This window comes from Streptomyces sp. DS1-CR2 (assembly GCF_055760475.1).
Genome location: NZ_CM147085.1, coordinates 5,225,829 through 5,248,075, shown reverse-complemented (window position 1 = coordinate 5,248,075; position 22,247 = coordinate 5,225,829). Strand labels below are relative to the sequence as shown.

Below are 22,247 nucleotides of genomic sequence, written 5' to 3'. Positions count from 1 at the left end.
CGCCCAGTGTGCACGGGCGCCGGGCCGTGCTCATCGGGGGCGCCGCCGTCGCCGCCGCCACCGCGGCCGCCGTCGTGGGCCACACGGCCGCAACCGCGCCCCCGGCCCGCGCCACCGCCCCCTCCCCCGCCTCCGGCCGCCCCGCCGCCGAGGGCGATCACGCCCTGCTGCTCCAGGTCCTCGCGCACCCCGACGACGACCTGTACTTCATGAACCCGGACACCAGCCAGGCCGTCGCCGCCGGCGTCCCCCTGGTCTGCGTGTACGTCACCGCGGGCGAGGCCGACGGCGTCAACAAGATCCCCGGCCGCCCGCATCTCCCGGCCGACAGGTCCGCGTACGCCTCCGCCCGTCACCAAGGGCTCCGCCAGTCCTACGCGACCCAGCTCGGCCTGCCCGTCTTCAGCGGCTGGCGCACCGAGGTCACCACGCTCCCGGGCGGGCACCAGGCCGAGGTGAACACCCTGGAGCACCGGGGCCGCCGCGTCGAACTGGTCTTCCTCGACCTCGCGATGCACACTCCGGCGGGCCACATGGGAGCCCCGGCGCTGTGGCGGGAGCGCGGCCTGCCGCTGCGTACGGTCGTCGTCGCCGGGTCGCCGCTGCGCCGGGCACAGATGTACGACTACGACGGCCTGGTCGACGTACTCGTGGCCCTCCTCGAGCGCTACCGGCCCACCCTCGTGCACACGCTCGACCCGGACCCCGACATCCAGGACAGCGATCTGCGTACGCGGATACGTGACAGCGAACAGCCCGGTTTCTCCGACCACGCCGACCACACGGCCGTGGCCGCCTTCACCTGGGCCGCGCTGATCCGCTGGTCGCAGACCGCGGCGGGCGGGCCGCCCCCGTTCGCGGCCACCGCGTTCCGCGGCTACTACAACCACCACTGGCCCGCGAACCTCCCCGAGGCCGTGCTGCACGCCAAGGCCGCGCACCTGATGCCGTACGGCGCGGCCCCCGACTGGCAGTGCGGCAACCCCTCCGGCTGCGGCGACTACAACGTCGGCGGGGACCGCCCCCTCACCAACCGCAAGGGCTGGGTCCGCTCGACGCACTACCGCTACCCGGGCCCACGGATCGCCCTGGCCCAGGAACCGGACGGCAGGCTGTCCGGCTACGGCGTGCTCGGCATGCGTGCCGTCCGGTGGCGCGAGACCACACAAGGAGTCTTCGGCCGGCCGACGGACCTCGGCGGCGGCCCGCTCGCACCGGCCCTGGGTTCCGCCACGCTCCGCGACGGCCGGCAGCTGCTCCTCGGCCTCCGGCTCGCGGCTCTGGAAGGGCGCGGCGGCTCCGACCTGCGTGAGATCGTGGTTCTCGAACAGCGTGCCCCCGGCGGGGAGTTCGGCGCCTGGACCGGTCTCGGCAACCCGGAGACCGACCCCGTGCGCGGCCGCCGCATCGGCGTCCCCGTCGCCGTCACCGCCCGCGACGGCCAGGTCCATCTCTTCGTCAGGGACGCTGAGCAGGGGATCAGTACGCGGGTGCGTGGGCTCGACGGGCGCTGGTCGCCGTGGCTCTCCCTCGGCGGCGGGCCCGTGCAGGACGGCCTGACCGCGGTCGTCGGCGAGGACGGCGGCGTCCATGTGTACGCGCCGGGCCGCGACACGGTGCACCACTGGACGCCGGAGGGGCCCGCGCCGCTCGCCGGGCTGCCGGTCCCCGCCGACGCGGTCGCCGCCACGGGCGGCCGGCTCTACTACCGGGCGCCCGCCTCGTCCGCGCTGACGGCGACGGCCGGTCCGCCGGTCGACTTCCCGGGCTATGGCCCGGTGACCGCCGACGGGCCGTACCTCCTGGGCCGGGACACCGCCGGCACGCTCCAGCTCCTGCACCGCGGCCGGATCCAGCGGGCCACGCGTGACCTGGTCACCCTCGACGGCCCCGCCCTGCGCGCCACCCCGAGCGGCCCCGTGGCCGCGGGCCTCTCCCCCACCGCCCGGCCATGGCTGTGGCGCCCGGACAGCGCCACCGGTACGGGAACCGGCACCGCCCGCAAAATCTGAGCCCCCAAAAAACGGAACCCGAAAAAGGAACCCGAAAGAGAAGAAGCGCGCATGCGAAAGGGCCCGTACGACCGAAGTCGTACGGGCCCCTTCTGGTGCTCGCTGGAGCTACCAGGTCAAACCGTCAGGGAAATTACTTGACGATCTTGGTGACCTGGCCGGCGCCCACGGTCCGGCCACCCTCACGGATGGCGAACTTCAGGCCCTCTTCCATGGCGACGGGCTGGATGAGTTCGACCTTCATCTCAGTGTTGTCGCCCGGCATGACCATCTCGGTGCCCTCGGGGAGGGTCACGACGCCGGTCACGTCCGTGGTGCGGAAGTAGAACTGCGGGCGGTAGTTGTTGAAGAAGGGGGTGTGACGGCCACCCTCGTCCTTCGACAGGATGTAGGCCTGGGCCTCGAACTCGGTGTGCGGCGTGACCGAACCGGGCTTGATGATGACCTGGCCGCGCTCGACGTCCTCGCGCTTGATGCCACGGAGGAGCAGACCGACGTTCTCACCGGCCTGGCCCTCGTCGAGCAGCTTGCGGAACATCTCGATGCCGGTGACCGTGGTGGTGGTCTTCTCCTGCTTGATGCCCACGATGTCAACGGTCTCGTTGACCTTGAGGACACCACGCTCGATACGGCCGGTGACGACCGTACCGCGACCGGTGATCGTGAAGACGTCCTCGATCGGCATGAGGAACGGCTTGTCGACGTCACGCTCGGGCTGCGGGATCGACTCGTCGACGGCGGCCATGAGGTTCAGGATCGACTGACCCCACTCCTTGTCGCCCTCGAGCGCCTTGAGCGCCGAGACCTTGACGACCGGCAGGTCGTCGCCCGGGAACTCGTACTCGGAGAGGAGCTCACGGACCTCGAGCTCGACGAGCTCCAGGATCTCCTCGTCGTCCACCATGTCGGCCTTGTTCAGGGCGACGACGATGTACGGAACGCCGACCTGGCGGGCCAGGAGCACGTGCTCCTTGGTCTGCGGCATCGGGCCGTCGGTGGCGGCGACCACGAGGATGGCGCCGTCCATCTGCGCGGCACCCGTGATCATGTTCTTGATGTAGTCCGCGTGACCGGGGCAGTCGACGTGCGCGTAGTGACGCGTCTCCGTCTGGTACTCGACGTGCGCGATCGAGATCGTGATACCGCGCTGGCGCTCCTCAGGAGCCTTGTCGATCTGGTCGAAGGCCGAGGCCTCGTTCAGGTCCGGGTACGCGTCGTGCAGCACCTTGGTAATGGCGGCCGTGAGGGTCGTCTTACCGTGGTCAATGTGACCGATGGTGCCGATGTTGACGTGCGGCTTAGTCCGCTCGAACTTCGCCTTCGCCACTGGGTCCTCCTGTGGAGTGGTTCTGTACGCCTTGCTTCATCGGCGCCAGGTGATCTTTGCTGGGAAACCCGCCGCCGGGGTCCGGGGTTACGAACCCCAGCGGTCGGTGTCAAGCCTAAAGCGTGAACTCGGGTGAGTTACTCGCCCTTGGCCTTCGCGATGATCTCCTCGGCGACGTTCCGCGGAACCTCGGCGTAGGAGTCGAACTGCATCGAGTAGCTTGCGCGACCCGACGTCTTGCTGCGGAGGTCGCCGACGTAGCCGAACATCTCCGAGAGGGGCACGAGGCCCTTCACGACACGGGCGCCGCTGCGCTCCTCCATGGCCTGGATCTGGCCACGGCGGGAGTTGATGTCGCCGATGACGTCACCCATGTAGTCCTCGGGCGTGGTGACCTCAACGGCCATCATCGGCTCGAGCAGCACGGGCTTGGCCTTGCGCGCGGCCTCCTTGAAGGCCTGCGAACCGGCAATCTTGAACGCGAGTTCGGAGGAGTCGACCTCGTGGTAGCCACCGTCGAGAAGGATGACGCGGACGCCAGTCATCTCGTAGCCGGCCAGGATGCCGAACTGCATGGCCTCCTGCGCACCCGCGTCCACCGACGGGATGTACTCCCGGGGGATGCGGCCACCGGTGACCTTGTTCACGAACTCGTACGTGGCGTCGCCGCTGTCGATCGGCTCGATCGCGATCTGCACCTTGGCGAACTGACCGGTACCACCGGTCTGCTTCTTGTGGGTGTAGTCGTGACGCTCGACGGCCTGACGGATCGTCTCGCGGTAAGCGACCTGCGGCTTGCCGACGTTCGCCTCGACGCGGAACTCGCGCTTCATGCGGTCGACGAGCACCTCGAGGTGAAGCTCGCCCATACCACCGATGATGGTCTGGCCGGTCTCCTCGTCCGAGTGGACCTGGAAGGAGGGGTCCTCCTCCGAGAGGCGCTGGATGGCGACACCCAGCTTCTCCTGGTCGCCCTTGGACTTCGGCTCGATGGCGACCTGGATGACCGGCGCCGGGAAGTCCATGGACTCCAGGATCACCGGCTGCTTGTCGTCACAGAGCGTCTCACCCGTGGTGGTCTGCTTCAGACCCATGACGGCGACGATGTCACCGGCGCCCACCGACTCGATCTCCTCACGCTTGTTCGCGTGCATACGGTAGATCTTGCCGATGCGCTCCTTCTTGCCCTTGACGGAGTTCAGCACGGCGGTGCCGGACTCCAGGCGGCCCGAGTAAACCCGGACGAAGGTGAGCTTGCCGAGGTGCGGGTCGCTCATGATCTTGAACGCCAGCGCCGAGAGGGGCTCCTCGTCGGACGGCCTGCGCTTGACGACCGTCTCCGGGTCCTTGACGTCGTGGCCCTCGATGGCCTCGACGTCCAGGGGAGAAGGCAGGTAGCGCACGACGGCGTCGAGCAGGGGCTGAACGCCCTTGTTCTTGAACGCGGTGCCGCAGAACACGGGGGTGACAGTGGTGTCGCCGCCCTTGCCGGAGGCGATGGTGATGCGACGGATCGCCGCGTACAGCTGGTCCACCGAGGGCTCAGTGCCCTCGAGGTACAGCTCCATCATCTCTTCGTCGTTCTCCGCGACGGCCTCGAGCAGCTTGCCGCGCCATTCCTCGGCAGCCTCGGTGTGCGTGGCCGGGATGTCGACGATGTCGTACGCCTCGCCCTTGGCCGCCTCGGCGGACCAGACGAACGCCTTCATCGTGACGAGGTCGACGACACCCTGGAAGTCCATCTCGGCGCCGATGGGCAGCTGCATGACGAGCGGAGTCGCACCGAGGCGGTTGACGATCATGTCAACGCAGCGGTGGAACTCTGCACCCGTACGGTCGAGCTTGTTGACGAAGCAGATGCGCGGCACGCCGTAGCGGTCCGCCTGACGCCAGACAGTCTCGGACTGGGGCTCAACACCGGCAACGCCGTCGAACACCGTCACGGCACCGTCGAGGACGCGGAGCGAACGCTCCACCTCGACGGTGAAGTCCACGTGGCCCGGGGTGTCGATGATGTTGATGGTGTGGTCGACATCGTTCAGCGGCCAGTGACAGGTGGTGGCAGCAGAGGTGATCGTGATGCCACGCTCCTGCTCCTGCTCCATCCAGTCCATGGTGGCGGCGCCGTCGTGGACCTCACCGATCTTGTACGACACGCCCGTGTAGAACAGGATCCGCTCGGTGGTCGTCGTCTTGCCCGCGTCGATGTGAGCCATGATGCCGATGTTGCGCACCTTGGCCAGGTCAAGTGAAGTGGTAGCCATATCGGCTCAGTCTTCTCTCGGTCTCGATGTGGGTAGCGACTACCAGCGGTAGTGCGCGAAGGCCTTGTTGGACTCGGCCATCTTGTGGGTGTCCTCACGCTTCTTGACGGCAGCGCCAAGACCGTTCGAGGCGTCGAGCAGCTCGTTCATGAGGCGCTCGGTCATGGTCTTCTCGCGGCGGGCGCGGGAGTAACCCACGAGCCAGCGCAGCGCGAGCGTGTTGGCGCGACCGGGCTTGACCTCGATCGGCACCTGGTAGGTGGCGCCACCGACACGGCGGGACTTGACCTCGAGGGTCGGCTTGATGTTCTCCAGCGCGCGCTTCAGCGTGATGACCGGGTCGTTGCCCGACTTCTCACGCAGACCCTCCATGGCGCCGTACACGATGCGCTCGGCGGTGGAGCGCTTGCCGTTCAGCAGCACCTTGTTGATGAGGGAGGTCACCAGAGGAGAACCGTAGACCGGGTCGATGATGACCGGGCGCTTCGGGGCGGGGCCCTTACGAGGCATTCTTACTTCTCCTTCTTGGCGCCGTAGCGGCTGCGGGCCTGCTTGCGGTTCTTGACACCCTGGGTGTCGAGCGAACCGCGGATGATCTTGTAACGAACACCAGGCAGGTCCTTCACACGGCCGCCACGCACGAGCACGATGGAGTGCTCCTGCAGGTTGTGTCCCTCACCCGGGATGTAGGCCGTGACCTCGATGCCGCTGGTCAGACGCACACGCGCGACCTTACGGAGGGCCGAGTTCGGCTTCTTCGGGGTGGTCGTGAACACACGCGTGCAGACGCCGCGACGCTGGGGCGAACCCTCGAGTGCGGGCGTCTTGTTCTTCTCGACCTTGTCCTGCCGGCCCTTCCGGACCAGCTGCTGGATCGTAGGCACTACTTCTCCGGTTTCTGTGTGCCGAGTAGTAAAGCTAACCTGGAACATTTCCCGACCCACGCGGTCGGGTGTGTCGAATACTGTGAACTCCCGCCGCCAAGCGGGAAGGGCGCAGATTACGGCGGCCCGTCACGGACTCCCGCAGCGGCTGACGACACGCACAGGAGCCCAGGCACACCCCAGGCACAAGGTCTGAGCGTACCTACCTCATCGGGTTCGGTCAAAACAAATGCAGTCCACCGCGACACGCCGGACTTCTCGCACCCCCGAACCGTCCATTCGTGGCCCGATCCTGGCCCATCTACGTTCATGCACCACTCGCTTCGAGCGGCTCTCGCGCTCGGCCACGAACTGAGCTTCACGCCCAGCATCGAGCCCTGCACCAGCACGAGCCGTCGTCGCACGTCCTGTTCATCGTCGGCGACCGGCTTGCTGATCGCCGGGGACTCGCCGGAGGACTTCCAGAAGACGGAGTCCGCCCGCTCGCTGCTGCCGGTTGTCAGCAGCCTGATCGAGCAGCAGAAGCCGCCTGTACTCGAGGGAGCGGCGCGGGGAACCCGTACGTGCCGCCCACGCCCGGCAGCCCGTACGTCCCCCAGCAGGCGCCCGAGGCCCCTTACGGGCGGCCCCAGGCAGCCACCGGGCCCTCCCCCGCAGTGCCCCCGGCACCCGGCTCGGGCGGGTCCGACCCTGAAGCGGGCAACGCATGAGCACCCCCGACGCCCTGCCCGGCCCCGCCGCCACCCTCCCCGGGCCGGCCGCTGCGCTGCTTCGGTGACATCCAACAAGCCATAACAGCCGGTCCGCCGAGCACGGCCGAGCGCTCCTGGAAACGCCGAAGGGCGCCCACCCCGCCAAAGCGGAGTGGGCGCCCTTCGTCAGACGTACGCCTTACTGGTTGTACGGACCGTAGTCGTAGTCCTCCAGCGGAACGGCCTGGCCGGAGCCCGTGCCGAACGGCGAGTAGTCGATGTCGTCGTAGCCGACGGCCGAGTACATCGCGGCCTTGGCCTCTTCGGTCGGCTCGACCCGGATGTTGCGGTAGCGGGACAGACCCGTACCGGCCGGGATGAGCTTACCGATGATGACGTTCTCCTTGAGGCCGATGAGGCTGTCGGACTTGGCGTTGATCGCCGCATCCGTCAGAACTCGGGTCGTCTCCTGGAAGGAGGCGGCCGACAGCCAGGATTCCGTCGCCAGCGAGGCCTTGGTGATACCCATCAGCTGCGGACGGCCGGAGGCGGGGTGACCGCCCTCGGTGACCACACGACGGTTCTCGGTCTCGAACTTCGAGCGCTCGACGAGCTCGCCCGGCAGCAGCTCCGCGTCGCCGGACTCGATGATCGTCACGCGGCGCAGCATCTGCCGGATGATGATCTCGATGTGCTTGTCGTGGATCGACACACCCTGCGAGTTGTAGACCTTCTGGACTTCGCCGACCAGGTGGACCTGGACCGCGCGCTGACCGAGGATCCGCAGCACGTCGTGCGGGTTGGTGGCACCGACGGTGAGCTTCTGGCCCACCTCGACCGCGTCGCCCTCGCCGACCAGGAGACGGGCACGCTTCGAGATCGGGAACGGCGTCTCGTCGCTGCCGTCGTCCGGGGTGACGACGAGCTTCTTGGTCTTCTCGGTCTCCTCGATACGGACGCGGCCCTTGGCCTCCGAGATCGGGGCGACACCCTTCGGCGTACGAGCCTCGAAGAGCTCGACGACACGGGGCAGACCCTGGGTGATGTCGTCACCGGCCACACCACCGGTGTGGAAGGTACGCATCGTCAGCTGGGTACCGGGCTCACCGATGGACTGGGCGGCGATGATGCCGACCGCCTCACCGATGTCGACCAGCTTGCCGGTGGCCAGCGAGCGGCCGTAGCACATGGCGCAGGTGCCGACGGCCGACTCACAGGTCAGGACCGAACGGGTCTTGACCTGCTCGACGCCCGCGGTGACCAGCTGGTCGATGAGCACGTCACCGAGGTCGACGCCCGCCGGGGCGAGCACCTTCCCGTCGACGACGATGTCCTCGGCCAGGCAGCGCGCGTACACGCTGGTCTCGACGTCGTCCGCCTTGCGCAGGACGCCGTCGGCGCCGCGCGTGGCGATGTCGAGCTTGAGACCGCGCTCGGTGCCGCAGTCCTCCTCGCGAATGATGACGTCCTGGGAGACGTCGACCAGACGACGGGTGAGGTAACCGGAGTCGGCGGTACGCAGAGCGGTGTCAGCGAGACCCTTACGAGCACCGTGGGTCGAGATGAAGTACTCAAGGACCGACAGGCCCTCACGGAAGGAGGCCTTGATCGGACGCGGGATCGTCTCGTTCTTGGCGTTCGACACCAGACCACGCATACCCGCGATCTGACGCATCTGCATCATGTTTCCTCGGGCACCCGAGTCAACCATCATGAAGATGGGGTTCGTCTTCGGGAAGTTCGCGTTCATCGCCTCGGCAACCTCGTTGGTCGCCTTGGTCCAGATCGCGATGAGTTCCTGAGTGCGCTCTTCCTTCGTGATGAGACCGCGCTCGTACTGCTTCTGGACCTTCTCGTCCTGCTCCTCGTAGCCCTTGACGATGGCCTTCTTGGCCTCGGGCACGACGACGTCGGAGATGGCCACGGTGACACCGGAACGGGTCGCCCAGTAGAAGCCGGCCGCCTTCAGGTTGTCGAGCGTCGCCGCCACGATGACCTTGGGGTAGCGCTCGGCGAGGTCGTTGACGATCTCGGAGAGCTGCTTCTTGCCGACCGAGTAGTCGACGAACGGGTAGTCCTCGGGCAGCAGCTCGTTGAAGAGCGCGCGGCCCAGCGTCGTACGCAGACGGAAGCTGTCACCCGTCTGGTACTCCGGCTCACCCTCCTCGGCAACCGGCGGGGTCCAGCCGCGCGGCGGGATGGTGCCCACCGGGAAGCGGATGTCCACGCGCGACTGCAGCGCGAGCTCGCCGGCGTCGAACGCCATGATCGCCTCGGCGACGGAGCCGAACGCACGGCCCTCGCCCTTGGTGTCACGGAGCTCACCGTCGGTGGTGAGGAAGAACAGACCGAGGACCATGTCCTGGGTCGGCATCGTCACCGGACGGCCGTCGGCGGGCTTGAGGATGTTGTTCGAGGACAGCATCAGGATGCGGGCCTCGGCCTGCGCCTCCGCGGAGAGCGGCAGGTGCACGGCCATCTGGTCACCGTCGAAGTCCGCGTTGAACGCGGTGCAGACGAGCGGGTGGATCTGGATGGCCTTGCCCTCGACCAGCTGCGGCTCGAAGGCCTGGATGCCGAGGCGGTGCAGCGTCGGCGCACGGTTCAGCAGAACCGGGTGCTCGGCGATGACCTCTTCCAGGACGTCGTACACAACCGTGCGGCCGCGCTCGACCATGCGCTTGGCGCTCTTGATGTTCTGCGCGTGGTTCAGGTCCACCAGGCGCTTCATCACGAACGGCTTGAAGAGCTCCAGCGCCATGGCCTTCGGGAGACCACACTGGTGCAGCTTCAGCTGCGGGCCGACGACGATGACGGAACGCGCCGAGTAGTCGACTCGCTTACCGAGCAGGTTCTGACGGAAACGACCCTGCTTGCCCTTGAGCATGTCGGACAGCGACTTCAGCGGACGGTTGCCGGGGCCCGTGACCGGGCGACCACGACGGCCGTTGTCGAAGAGCGCGTCGACGGCCTCCTGAAGCATGCGCTTCTCGTTGTTCACGATGATCTCGGGGGCACCGAGGTCAAGGAGTCGCTTCAGGCGGTTGTTGCGGTTGATCACGCGGCGGTACAGGTCGTTCAGGTCGGAGGTCGCGAAGCGGCCACCGTCCAGCTGCACCATCGGACGCAGGTCCGGCGGGATGACCGGCACGCAGTCGAGCACCATGCCCTTGGGGCTGTTGCTGGTCTGCAGGAACGCGGAGACGACCTTGAGGCGCTTGAGCGCACGGGTCTTCTTCTGGCCCTTGCCGGTACGGATGATCTCGCGGAGGCGCTCGGCCTCCTCCTCGAGGTCGAAGGACTCCAGGCGCTTCTGCAGGGCAGCGGCACCCATGGAGCCGTCGAAGTACGTGCCGAAGCGGTCACGCAGCTCGCGGTAGAGCAGCTCGTCACCTTCGAGGTCCTGGACCTTGAGGTTCTTGAAGCGGGTCCACACCTCGTCGAGGCGGTCGATCTCGCGCTGCGCACGGTCGCGCAGCTGCTTCATCTCGCGCTCAGCACCTTCGCGCACCTTGCGGCGCACGTCGGCCTTGGCACCCTCGGCCTCGAGCTCGGCCAGGTCGGTCTCGAGCTTCTTGGCGCGGGCCTCCAGGTCGGAGTCGCGACGGTTCTCGATCTGCTGACGCTCCACCTGGACGTGCGCCTCGAGGGAGGGCAGGTCGCGGGTGCGGCGCTCCTCGTCCACGAACGTGATCATGTACGCCGCGAAGTAGATGACCTTCTCGAGGTCCTTCGGGGCGAGATCAAGCAGGTAGCCGAGGCGCGACGGAACGCCCTTGAAGTACCAGATGTGCGTGACAGGGGCGGCCAGCTCAATGTGACCCATCCGCTCACGACGCACCTTGGCGCGAGTGACCTCGACGCCGCAGCGCTCGCAGATGATGCCCTTGAAGCGGACACGCTTGTACTTACCGCAGTAGCACTCCCAGTCCCGGGTCGGACCGAAGATCTTCTCGCAGAAGAGTCCGTCCTTTTCGGGCTTGAGGGTGCGGTAGTTGATGGTCTCGGGCTTCTTGACCTCGCCGTGAGACCAGGTCCGGATGTCGTCCGCGGTGGCAAGGCCGATCCGCAGCTCGTCGAAGAAGTTGACGTCGAGCACTGTGCGTCAATCCCTCTTTCGGGGTTGTGCCCCTCGCGTTAGCGAAGTAAGGCGCTTCATCATGGTCTGAACGGTCCCGGGGATGGCCGGGGGCTCCTTGTGGGAGCCCCCGGCCAGGCCCGTCAGACCTCTTCGACGCTGCTCGGCTCGCGCCGGGACAGGTCGATACCGAGCTCCTCCGCCGCGCGGAAGACGTCCTCGTCGGTGTCGCGCATCTCGATGGACATGCCGTCCGAGGACAGCACCTCCACGTTGAGGCAGAGCGACTGCATTTCCTTGATGAGCACCTTGAAGGACTCGGGAATGCCCGGCTCGGGAATGTTCTCGCCCTTGACGATGGCCTCGTAGACCTTCACGCGGCCGGTCACGTCGTCGGACTTGATCGTCAGGAGCTCCTGGAGGGCGTAAGCGGCACCGTAAGCCTCAAGCGCCCACACCTCCATCTCACCGAATCGCTGGCCACCGAACTGAGCCTTACCACCCAGCGGCTGCTGGGTGATCATGGAGTACGGACCGGTCGAACGGGCGTGGAGCTTGTCGTCGACCAGGTGGTGCAGCTTGAGGATGTACATGTACCCGATCGAGATCGGGTCCGGGAACGGCTCGCCGGAGCGGCCGTCGAACAGGTTGGCCTTGCCGGACGGCTGGACCAGACGGTCACCGTCGCGGTTCGGGATCGTGGCCTCGAAGAGACCGGAGATCTCGTCCTCACGGGCACCGTCGAAGACCGGAGTCGCGACGTTGGTGCCGGGGGCGACCTGGTCGGCGCCGATGGCCTGCAGGCGCTGGGCCCACTCGTCACCGAGGCCGGAGACGTCCCAGCCGCGGCTGGCGAGCCAGCCGAGGTGGATCTCCAGGACCTGTCCCGGGTTCATTCGGGACGGCACACCCAGCGGGTTGAGGATGATGTCGACCGGAGTTCCGTCCTCGAGGAACGGCATGTCCTCGATCGGGAGGATCTTCGAGATAACACCCTTGTTGCCGTGGCGGCCGGCGAGCTTGTCACCGTCCGTGATCTTGCGCTTCTGCGCCACGTAGACACGAACCAGCTGGTTCACGCCCGGCGGCAGCTCGTCGCCCTCTTCACGGTCGAAGACGCGGACGCCGATGACCTTGCCGATCTCACCGTGCGGCACCTTCAGCGAGGTGTCGCGCACTTCGCGCGCCTTCTCACCGAAGATCGCGCGGAGCAGGCGCTCCTCCGGCGTCAGCTCGGTCTCACCCTTGGGCGTGACCTTGCCGACGAGGATGTCGCCGGCGACGACCTCGGCACCGATACGGATGATGCCGCGCTCGTCGAGGTCGGCGAGGACCTCTTCGGAGACGTTCGGGATGTCCCGGGTGATCTCCTCCGGGCCGAGCTTGGTGTCACGGGCGTCGACCTCGTGCTCCTCGATGTGGATCGAGGAGAGGACGTCGTCCTGCACGAGGCGCTGCGACAGGATGATCGCGTCCTCGTAGTTGTGACCCTCCCACGGCATGAACGCCACGAGCAGGTTCTTGCCGAGCGCCATCTCGCCGTTCTCGGTCGCGGGACCGTCGGCCAGAACCTGGCCCTCGATCACGCGGGCGCCCTCGTCCACGACAACCTTCTGGTTGACGGAGGTGCCCTGGTTGGAGCGCGAGAACTTCGCGAGGCGGTACGTGGTGTACGTGCCGTCGTCGTTGGCGGTGGTGATGTAGTCCGCGGAAACCTCCTGGACCACACCGTCCTTCTCCGCCTTGAGCACGTCGCCCGCGTCAGTGGCGCAGCGGTACTCCATGCCCGTGCCGACGAGCGGCGCCTCGGACTTAATCAGCGGCACGGCCTGACGCATCATGTTCGCGCCCATGAGGGCACGGTTGGCGTCGTCGTGCTCGAGGAACGGGATCATCGCGGTCGCGACCGACACCATCTGGCGCGGCGAGACGTCCATGTAGTCGACGTCGTCGCCCGGGATGTAGTCGATCTCGCCGCCACGACGGCGGACCAGGACGCGGTTCTCGGTGAACCGCATGTCCTCGCCGAGGCCGGCGTTGGCCTGGGCGATCACGAAGCGGTCTTCCTCGTCCGCGGTCAGGTAGTCGACGTCGTCGGTGACGACACCCTCGACGACCTTGCGGTACGGCGTCTCGACGAAGCCGAACGCGTTGACGCGACCGTAGGAAGCCAGCGAACCGATCAGACCGATGTTCGGGCCTTCAGGCGTCTCAATCGGGCACATACGGCCGTAGTGGGACGGGTGCACGTCACGGACCTCGAAGCCGGCCCGCTCACGGGAGAGACCACCCGGGCCAAGCGCCGACAGACGGCGCTTGTGGGTGAGACCCGACAGCGGGTTGTTCTGGTCCATGAACTGCGACAGCTGGCTGGTGCCGAAGAACTCCTTGATGGAGGCGACGACCGGCCGGATGTTGATCAGGGTCTGCGGCGTGATCGCCTCGACGTCCTGAGTCGTCATGCGCTCGCGGACGACGCGCTCCATACGAGCCAGACCCGTGCGGACCTGGTTCTGGATGAGCTCGCCGACGTTACGCAGACGACGGTTGCCGAAGTGGTCGATGTCGTCGGTCTCGACGACGATCGACGCACCGCTGTTGCCAACGGTCTCGGTCTCACCGGCGTGCAGCTTCACCAGGTACTTGATCGACGAGATGATGTCCTCGACGGTCAGGACGCCGGCGTCCAGCGGGGCTTCGCCGCCCAGCTTCTTGTTGACCTTGTAGCGGCCGACCTTCGCGAGGTCGTAGCGCTTCGGGTTGAAATAGAGGTTCTCGAGCAGCGTCTGCGCGGCCTCACGGGTCGGCGGCTCGCCCGGACGCAGCTTGCGGTAGATGTCGAGGAGCGCGTCGTCCTGGCCCTGGGTGTGGTCCTTCTCCAGGGTGGCGCGCATGGACTCGTACTCGCCGAACTCCTCGAGGATCTGCTCGGTGGTCCAACCGAGAGCCTTCAGGAGAACGGTGACGGACTGCTTGCGCTTGCGGTCGATGCGGACACCGACCATGTCGCGCTTGTCGATCTCCATCTCGAGCCAGGCACCCCGGGACGGGATGACCTTGGCCGAGAAGATGTCCTTGTCGGACGTCTTGTCGATCGAGGAATCGAAGTAGACGCCCGGCGAGCGGACGAGCTGCGACACAACGACACGCTCGGTGCCGTTGATGACGAAGGTGCCCTTGTTGGTCATGAGCGGGAAGTCGCCCATGAAGACCGTCTGGGACTTGATCTCGCCGGTCTCGTTGTTGGTGAACTCGGCGGTGACGAAGAGCGGGGCGCCGAACGTGAAGTCGCGCTCCTTGCACTCGTCGATAGAGTTCTTCGGCGGCTCGAAACGGTGATCGCGGAACGTCAGGGACATCGACCCTGAGAAGTCCTCGATCGGGGAGATCTCCTCGAAGATCTCCTCCAGACCGGACTTCCTGGGGACGTCCTGTCCGCTGTCCAGAGCCGCCTCGACACGAGCCTTCCACGCGTCGTTGCCGAGCAGCCAGTCGAAGCTTTCGGTCTGCAGCGCAAGAAGGTTCGGAACCTCGAGGGGCTCCTTGATCTTTGCAAAGGAAATGCGCAGCGGGGCGGTGCTGGCGCCGTTGTTCGTATTCGCGGTCGAGGCAGTGCGCGAGGCGGCCAAGAGGGGGTCCTTCCGAGGGCTCGGACTCACTACGCGCGTACCGGTCCCAAGCTGGCACGGAGGCAGAAGCTTCCCGAATCGGCCGGTGAGGGCCAGGTCAGGTGGGCTTCAGTCCACGGTGCTGGAGCGAGGGCATGCCCCTGGTGACGGGCAGGGAGCAGCTAACAGGCAGCGCAAAGGGTCAGTGTAGCCACTTGGCTCACTGATGTCCAGTGCGGGTTTTTTGAGACCCTCGTTGTCCTCAACGACCCTCGTCAGACCCTCGTTGTTCTCAACAGCTGCAACACGTCACCACGTCACTCGTGGCGCGCACATCCTTACTGCCCTCTTCGTCGTCGATCCATGCCTCGGATCCGGATCGTTGTGACGACGCGTCCTGAGAATTGCGCGCTGCGTGCGGTTCGTCAAGGCCCCCTCCTGTGCGAACGGGGCTGCCCCGACCCCCGCACTCACCAGCAGGCACCCGCAGGCACCGGCTCCAGGCACCGGTTCCAGGCACAACGAAGATCACCATACTCGTCGGGACCGTCAGTGCAAGGCAGCCGAACTGGAACGCCGAGCGGCCATCCGAAAAGCCTGAAGGGCGACCACCCAGTTGGGTGATCGCCCTTCAGTACGTTCGCGTTACAGCCCTACGCGAGAGCCGCTCAGCAAGGAGTCAGCAGACTCCCGAGGTCACTTGACCTCGACGGAGGCGCCGGCGCCCTTGAGGGACTCGGCAGCCTTCTCCGCGGCGTCCTTCGCGACCTTCTCGAGGACGGGCTTCGGAGCGCCGTCGACGAGGTCCTTGGCCTCCTTGAGGCCCAGGGAGGTGAGCTCGCGCACGACCTTGATGACCTGGATCTTCTTCTCGCCGGCGCCGGTGAGGATGACGTCGAACTCGTCCTGCTCCTCGGCAGCCTCGGCGGCCGGGCCACCGGCGGCGGGGCCGGCAACGGCGACGGCCGCGGCGGCGGTGACGTCGAACTTCTCCTCGAAGGCCTTCACGAACTCGGAGAGCTCGATGAGGGTCATCTCTTCGAACTGCGCGAGCAGGTCGTCCTGGGACAGCTTCGCCATGATGGCGTCCTTCCACTAATTCGGCAGGTGCCGGAGTTACATGTAGGCGGGCGTACGTTCGGCCCGCTGCGACCGTCGCCCTGGCGGGCAGCGATCATTGCGCGAGCCGAGTTACTCGGCACCGCCCTGCTCGTCGCGCTTGACGCGAAGCGCCTCCGCAGTGCGGACGAACTTCGACGGGAGCGCCTGGAAGACCTGAGCAGCCTGAGTCTGCTTGCCCTTCATGGCGCCCGCCAGCTTGGCGAGCAGAACCTCGCGGGACTCGAGGTCCGCGAGCTTCTTGAACTCATCGGCGGACAGCGCCTTACCGTCAAGGACACCGCCCTTGATGATGAGGTTGGGGTTGTCCTTGGCGAAGTCACGAAGACCCTTCGCCGACTCCACCGGGTCACCGGTGACGAAGGCAACCGCTGTCGGACCCGTGAACAGGTCGTCCAGCGTGTTGATCCCGGCCTCGTTGGCCGCGATCTTGGTCAGCGTGTTCTTCACCACGGCGTACTCGGAGTTCTCACCGAGAGAACGGCGCAGCTGCTTGAGCTGGGCCACGGTGAGACCCCGGTACTCGGTCAGCACGGCGGCGTTCGAGCTGCGGAACTTGTCCGTGAGCTCGGCTACCGCGGCAGCCTTGTCGGGCGTCGGCATAGAGCGTCGGCCTCCTTCCGGGTGATGAGGACCGCTCAGAAGGGGCTGTACAAAACAAAACGCCCCGGCGCAGGCGCACGGGGCGTAGCTCGACCGGCTGTGCTCATTGAAGAACAGCGTCCGGGAACTTTCCACAGTCACCTGCGCAGGTCGTCCGCTTTCAGCAGATCCTTCGGTCGCCGGTTCCTCTTGCGAGGCCACGGCAACGACCAGCGGTCTTTGGCTTCCTGAGGAGATTACGTGACGGGGTCCGCCTCAGGCAAATCCGCCCTTGTCGGCCCCCCGCCGGGGCACTCGACCGCTGGTCGCGCGCGGTCCGCTCGCCTTGGCCGTCTGCCCTCTTCACGGTCATGCAGTGGGCTTTCGACTGACGACGTCCTTGAAGTCGACCGTGTCCCGCGCCGGCGGGCGCTCGGCCGAGGCGCGGGCGCCGTAGTCGGCGTAGTGCACGGTCCCACAGAAGGCTCCGGAGTCCGTACGGGCCCGCTGGACGCGCTTGACCAGGAGGTGCCCGCGGTCGATCCAGACGTCGACGCGCTGCCCGTCGGCCGTGCCCGTGTAGTGCGTGGCGCGGACGCCGCGCACGGTCTCCCGGCCCACCTCGCGCGCGTTCCCCGAGGACAGCAGCAGCTTCAGGGAGGCCGCCGGTGAGAGGTCGGCCCCGGGGGCGTACGGGTATCGGATCCAGTGCTTGCCGTCCGACAGCGCGGCGAACTTGTCGGTCATGTGCGTGTAGTACGCGTCCGGCAGGAAGCGGGACTGGGACGGGGAGCCGCCCATGAGCCGGGTCGTCGAGGCCATCGAGCCGCCGGTCGCTGTCACCCTCAGGGTGCCGCGCAGCCCGCCCGTCCAGCGCAGGACGCCCACGCTCCGCGACGACAGGCTGGTGCCCGTACTGCTGGTCGCCTCGATCCTCGCGGACCCGGCGGCGGCGACCTCCGAGCGGGCGGCCCGCAGCGCCCCGGTGACGCTCGTGTCGCCCTGGGGCGCCTCGTGGCCGGCGCAGGACACCAGGCCGGCCACCGCCAGGCAGACCGTCGCGTGCCGCACCCATGTCCTGCCGTTCATACGCTCCCCCGCCGAGCCCCAGGTCGACCCCGCACGCTAGCGGAGCCCACCGGGGCCCGGAGGGGTTAGCGGGAAAACGGGAACGGGCCCCGCACCTCGAAAGGTGCGGGGCCCGAGCCGACTTGGCTGAGCTGTCAGGCTCAGACCGCAGCCGGGTCCTCCTCGACGAGGAGGTTGCGGGTGCGGTTCGGGTCGAGCGGAACGCCGGGGCCCATCGTGGTGGCGATGGCGGCCTTCTTGATGTAGCGACCCTTGGCGGCGGACGGCTTCAGACGAAGGATCTCGTCCAGGGCCGCGCCGTAGTTCTCCACCAGCTTGGTGTCGTCGAAGGACACCTTGCCGATGATGAAGTGGAGGTTCGAGTGCTTGTCGACGCGGAACTCGATCTTGCCGCCCTTGATCTCGTTCACGGCCTTGACCACGTCCGGGGTCACCGTGCCCGTCTTCGGGTTCGGCATGAGGCCACGGGGGCCGAGCACGCGGCCGAGGCGGCCGACCTTGCCCATGAGGTCCGGGGTGGCGACAACGGCGTCGAACTCGTTCAGGCGGTTGCCCTTGGAGATCTCGTCGATGAGTTCGTCGGAGCCGACGATGTCGGCGCCAGCGGCTTCCGCGGCCGCAGCACGGTCACCGGTCGCGAAGACCAGGACCCGGGCGGTCTTGCCGGTGCCGTGCGGGAGGTTCACGGTGCCACGGACCATCTGGTCGGCCTTGCGCGGGTCGACACCCAGACGCATGGCGACCTCGACGGTGCCGTCGAACTTCGTCGCGGAGGTCTCCTTGGCGATACGGACGGCCTCGAGCGGGGCGTAGAGCTTGTCCCGGTCGATCTTCGCGTCCGCAGCGCGGAGAGTCTTGCTGCGCTTCACTTCTACTCCTGGAGTTCAGGTATGGAGTTCGTGGTGCGGACCAGCGCTGGCCCTACCACAGAAAGGTCAAACGGGGTGAGGATCAGCCCTCGACCGTGACGCCCATGGAGCGCGCGGTACCGGCGATGATCTTCGCCGCGGCGTCCAGGTCGTTGGCGTTGAGGTCGGCCATCTTGGTGGTGGCGATCTCGCGGACCTGCGCGTCGGTGATCTTCGCGACCTTGGTCTTGTGAGGCTCGCCGGAGCCCTTCTCGATGCCCGCGGCCTTGAGGATCATCTTGGCGGCCGGGGGCGTCTTGGTGATGAAGGTGAAGGAGCGGTCTTCGTAGACCGTGATCTCCACCGGGATGACCCAGCCACGCTGCGACTCGGTCGCGGCGTTGTAGGCCTTGCAGAACTCCATGATGTTGACGCCGTGCTGGCCCAGCGCGGGACCAACCGGCGGGGCCGGGTTGGCGGCACCGGCCTGGATCTGGAGCTTGATAAGCCCCGTGACCTTCTTCTTCTTGGGAGGCATTGCTCTCTCCGGGTCCTAGTGAGAGTTTTCAGCCAACCACCCGGTCGTCCGGATGGAGGCATACCGCACAACGATAACGGGTATCCGTGTGCGGCTAAAAACCGAGCAGGTCAGACAGGCTGCGAGAGCCCGTCTGACCTGTTCGGAAGTGCTTGTTCCAGAAAGTGCCGGAAGGGGCTAGTTCTTCTGGATCTGGTCGAAGCTGAGCTCGACCGGGGTCTCGCGACCGAAGATCTCGACGAGGCCCTTGACCTTCTTCGAGTCGGCGTTGATCTCGTTGATCGTCGCCTGCAGCGTCGCGAACGGGCCGTCGGTGACGGTGACCGAGTCGCCCACCTCGAAGTCCAGGACCTGGACCTCGAGCTTGCGGGACGGAGCCGGCTTGCCCTCGGCCTCGGCGGCCTCGCGGGCGGCCTTCTCCTCGGCCTCCGGGGCGAGCATCTTGACGATCTCGTCCAGGGTCAGCGGGTACGGGTCGTAGGCGTTGCCCACGAAGCCGGTGACACCGGGGGTGTTGCGGACGACGCCCCACGACTCGTTCGTCAGGTCCATGCGCACCAGCACGTAGCCGGGGAGCTTGTTCTGACGGATGGTCTTGCGCTCGCCGTTCTTGATCTGCGCGACCTCTTCCTGCGGCACCTCGGCCTGGAAGATGAAGTCCTCGACGTTCAGCGAGACGGCGCGCTGCTCGAGGTTGGTCTTCACGCGGTTCTCGTAACCGGCGTACGTGTGGATGACGTACCACTCGCCGGGCAGCGTGCGCAGTTCCTCGCGCAGGGCGACGATCGGGTCGACCGGCTCGGACTCCTCGGCGGCTTCCTCGTCGGACTCGGCCTCGGGGGCGTCCTCGTCGGACGGCTCGTCGGCGTCGTCCTCGAGGGACTCCTCGGCGGCTTCGACCTCGTCCTCGGCGTGCCCGTCAGCCTCAGTGGCTGCCTCGTCGTCAGCCTCGGCCTGGACCGTGTCCTCGGCGTGCTCGGCGTCCGCCGCCTCGACAATGTCGAGCTCGTCCTCAGCGGACTCGACGGGCTCGATCGCCTCGTTCAGGTTCGGGTCAGACACTGTGGCTGCTTCTTCCTGGATACATAGGGGTGGAACACGCGAATAGGGGCGCCGGGTACGGCGCCCTTCGCTCTCGGCTCAGCCGAAGATGTACTTGACGGCGTGGTTGAAGCCATAGTCAATCACGGTCACCAGACCGATCATGATGACGACGAACACAATCACCACGCTGGTGTAGGTGGTGAGCTGGTTCCGAGTCGGCCAGACAACCTTGCGGAGCTCCGCGACGATCTGGCGGTAGAAGAGCGCGAGACGGCCGAACGGGCCCTTCTTTCCGCGCTTGCCACCTTTACGGGGCTTCTTCTGGGACTCCGGCGCCTCATCCTGGGCATCAGGCATGTCGATGGAGCCCACGGCGTCCGTCACGCGTCCTCACCTGAATTCCGGGTCGTGGCCGTGCCGCGCCCGGTTGAGCCGCACGGCGGTGCATTTGCAGTACGTACATGCGCACACGTCCTGGCGAAGGAGTGTGTAGCAGGGCCGGAGGGACTTGAACCCCCAACCGCTGGTTTTGGAGACCAGTGCTCTACCAATTGAGCTACGACCCTTTGTCTGCCCCAACGTACCGCATCCTTCCGACTGCACGTTATCTGCCGGGAGAGAGCGGCCGGTGAAGGCCAACGAGCAGTGAGTGTACGTGCTCCACGGCCCTCCGTCGAACAGAAAGAAGCGGGCCGGTCGTTGATCGTCCGCGAAACCCGTGTGCCGGGCGGGTTTCCGGTCTGGAACGATGGGGTTATGAGCGCTGCTGCTACTCCTTCCCCCTCGCCCACCGAGCGCCGGGTCTCCGCCCGTGTCGGCGCGATCTCCGAGTCCGCGACCCTTGCCGTCGACGCCAAGGCCAAGGCCCTCAAGGCCGCCGGGCGTCCGGTCATCGGTTTCGGCGCGGGCGAGCCCGACTTCCCGACCCCGGACTACATCGTCGAAGCGGCCATCGAGGCCTGCAAGAACCCGAAGTACCACCGGTACACACCCGCCGGCGGTCTGCCCGAGCTGAAGGCCGCGATCGCCGCGAAGACGCTGCGCGACTCCGGCTACGAGGTCGACCCCTCGCAGATCCTGGTCACCAACGGCGGCAAGCAGGCCATCTACGAGGCCTTCGCCGCGATCCTCGACCCGGGCGACGAGGTCATCGTCCCGGCGCCGTACTGGACGACGTACCCCGAGTCGATCCGTCTCGCCGGTGGTGTCCCCGTCGAGGTCGTCGCCGACGAGACGACCGGGTACCGCGTCTCGGTGGAACAGCTGGAGGCGGCGCGCACCGAGCGCACCAAGGTCGTCCTGTTCGTGTCGCCGTCGAACCCGACGGGCGCGGTCTACAGCCAGGCCGACGCCGAGGCGATCGGCCGCTGGGCCGTCGAGCACGGCCTGTGGGTCCTCACCGACGAGATCTACGAGCACCTGGTCTACGGGGACGCCAAGTTCACGTCCCTGCCGGCGCTCCTGCCCGAGCTGCGCGACAAGTGCATCGTCGTGAACGGCGTCGCCAAGACGTACGCGATGACCGGCTGGCGCGTCGGGTGGATCGTCGGCCCGAAGGACGTCGTGAAGGCCGCGACCAACCTGCAGTCGCACGCCACGTCGAACGTGTCGAACGTCGCGCAGATCGCCGCGCTCGCCGCCGTGTCCGGTGACCTGACGGCCGTCGCGAAGATGCGCGAGGCCTTCGACCGTCGCCGCAAGACCATCGTGCGGATGCTGAACGAGATCGACGGTGTGCTCTGCCCCGAGCCCGAGGGCGCCTTCTACGCGTACCCGTCGGTGAAGGAGCTGCTCGGCAAGGAGATCCGCGGCAAGCGTCCGCAGGACTCCGTCGAGCTGGCCGCGCTGATCCTGGAGGAGGCCGAGGTCGCGGTCGTCCCGGGTGAGGCCTTCGGCACGCCGGGCTACCTGCGTCTGTCGTACGCCCTGGGCGACGAGGACCTGGTCGAGGGTGTCTCGCGGATCCAGAAGCTGCTCGCCGAGGCGCGCGACTGACGCGTCTTCCGCGTGGTGCGGGCCGCTTCCGGGATTCCCGGGGGCGGCCCGCTTTTCGTCCGGACCTTCGTCCGGACCTTGGGTCAGTTCTTCGGTCAGTTCTTCGGTCGGATCTTCGTTCGGGCAAGGCCACGAAGGGGGAAAGCCGCTTCCCGCGCGGCGGGTGT

General features: G+C 67.0%; 15 protein-coding genes and 1 tRNA gene. 2 read left to right on the top strand and 14 right to left on the bottom strand.

Annotated features, from left to right (window positions below; all coding sequences use genetic code 11):
- The first annotated feature begins 8 nt into the window (after positions 1-8).
- Positions 9-2,012, top strand: coding sequence for a PIG-L family deacetylase (locus ACY0PA_RS25210; protein WP_473086416.1), 2,004 nt, complete (start codon positions 9-11; stop codon positions 2,010-2,012).
- 133 nt (positions 2,013-2,145) lie between these two features.
- Here the strand turns inward: ACY0PA_RS25210 and tuf are convergent, their stop codons facing one another.
- The 14 genes from tuf to ACY0PA_RS25140 all read right to left on the bottom strand — a co-directional run bounded on the left by tuf (position 2,146) and on the right by ACY0PA_RS25140 (position 20,651).
- Positions 2,146-3,339: an elongation factor Tu gene (tuf, locus tag ACY0PA_RS25205; protein WP_116511070.1), complete on the bottom strand. Its 1,194-nt coding sequence runs from the start codon at positions 3,337-3,339 to the stop codon at positions 2,146-2,148.
- Positions 3,340-3,476: 137 nt separating this feature from the next.
- Positions 3,477-5,603: an elongation factor G gene (gene fusA, locus ACY0PA_RS25200; RefSeq protein WP_473079938.1), complete on the bottom strand. Its 2,127-nt coding sequence runs from the start codon at positions 5,601-5,603 to the stop codon at positions 3,477-3,479.
- Positions 5,604-5,642: 39 nt separating this feature from the next.
- Entirely contained in the window at positions 5,643-6,113 is a 471-nt protein-coding gene (rpsG, locus tag ACY0PA_RS25195) for a 30S ribosomal protein S7 (protein ID WP_116511074.1), read from the bottom strand.
- A gap of 2 nt (positions 6,114-6,115) precedes the next feature.
- Complete coding sequence (rpsL, locus tag ACY0PA_RS25190; protein ID WP_003948652.1) at positions 6,116-6,487, bottom strand: 30S ribosomal protein S12; 372 nt, start codon at positions 6,485-6,487, stop codon at positions 6,116-6,118.
- Positions 6,488-7,378: 891 nt separating this feature from the next.
- Positions 7,379-11,278, bottom strand: a complete 3,900-nt coding sequence (locus tag ACY0PA_RS25185; RefSeq protein ID WP_473079937.1) for a DNA-directed RNA polymerase subunit beta' — start codon at positions 11,276-11,278, stop codon at positions 7,379-7,381.
- Between the two features lie 122 nt (positions 11,279-11,400).
- Positions 11,401-14,886 (bottom strand): DNA-directed RNA polymerase subunit beta, encoded by a 3,486-nt coding sequence (gene rpoB / locus ACY0PA_RS25180; RefSeq protein ID WP_473079936.1) that lies wholly within the window; start codon positions 14,884-14,886, stop codon positions 11,401-11,403.
- Between the two features lie 675 nt (positions 14,887-15,561).
- On the bottom strand, positions 15,562-15,945 hold the full coding sequence (gene rplL / locus ACY0PA_RS25175; protein ID WP_100594898.1) for a 50S ribosomal protein L7/L12: 384 nt from the start codon (positions 15,943-15,945) through the stop codon (positions 15,562-15,564).
- A gap of 111 nt (positions 15,946-16,056) precedes the next feature.
- Positions 16,057-16,587: a 50S ribosomal protein L10 gene (gene rplJ, locus ACY0PA_RS25170; RefSeq protein ID WP_473079935.1), complete on the bottom strand. Its 531-nt coding sequence runs from the start codon at positions 16,585-16,587 to the stop codon at positions 16,057-16,059.
- A 348-nt stretch (positions 16,588-16,935) separates the two neighbouring features.
- The gene (locus ACY0PA_RS25165; RefSeq protein WP_473079934.1) at positions 16,936-17,655 is read right to left on the bottom strand and encodes an SCO4651 family lipoprotein; all 720 of its coding nucleotides are present in this window, start codon (positions 17,653-17,655) and stop codon (positions 16,936-16,938) included.
- Positions 17,656-17,795: 140 nt separating this feature from the next.
- A complete protein-coding gene (gene rplA, locus ACY0PA_RS25160) occupies positions 17,796-18,524 on the bottom strand; it encodes a 50S ribosomal protein L1 (protein ID WP_375985818.1) in 729 nt (242 codons plus the stop codon).
- A gap of 82 nt (positions 18,525-18,606) precedes the next feature.
- Positions 18,607-19,041 carry a 50S ribosomal protein L11 gene (gene rplK, locus ACY0PA_RS25155; RefSeq protein ID WP_100594902.1) on the bottom strand — a complete coding sequence of 145 codons (435 nt, stop codon included), beginning with the start codon at positions 19,039-19,041 and terminating at the stop codon, positions 18,607-18,609.
- Between the two features lie 177 nt (positions 19,042-19,218).
- The gene (nusG, locus tag ACY0PA_RS25150) at positions 19,219-20,103 is read right to left on the bottom strand and encodes a transcription termination/antitermination protein NusG (protein WP_473079933.1); all 885 of its coding nucleotides are present in this window, start codon (positions 20,101-20,103) and stop codon (positions 19,219-19,221) included.
- 78 nt (positions 20,104-20,181) lie between these two features.
- Complete coding sequence (gene secE, locus ACY0PA_RS25145) at positions 20,182-20,469, bottom strand: preprotein translocase subunit SecE (RefSeq protein ID WP_100594904.1); 288 nt, start codon at positions 20,467-20,469, stop codon at positions 20,182-20,184.
- Between the two features lie 109 nt (positions 20,470-20,578).
- Positions 20,579-20,651: transfer RNA gene (locus ACY0PA_RS25140), tRNA-Trp, on the bottom strand.
- A 190-nt stretch (positions 20,652-20,841) separates the two neighbouring features.
- Here ACY0PA_RS25140 and ACY0PA_RS25135 point away from each other — a divergent pair.
- A complete protein-coding gene (locus ACY0PA_RS25135; protein WP_473079932.1) occupies positions 20,842-22,080 on the top strand; it encodes a pyridoxal phosphate-dependent aminotransferase in 1,239 nt (412 codons plus the stop codon).
- Positions 22,081-22,247: the final 167 nt, after the last annotated feature.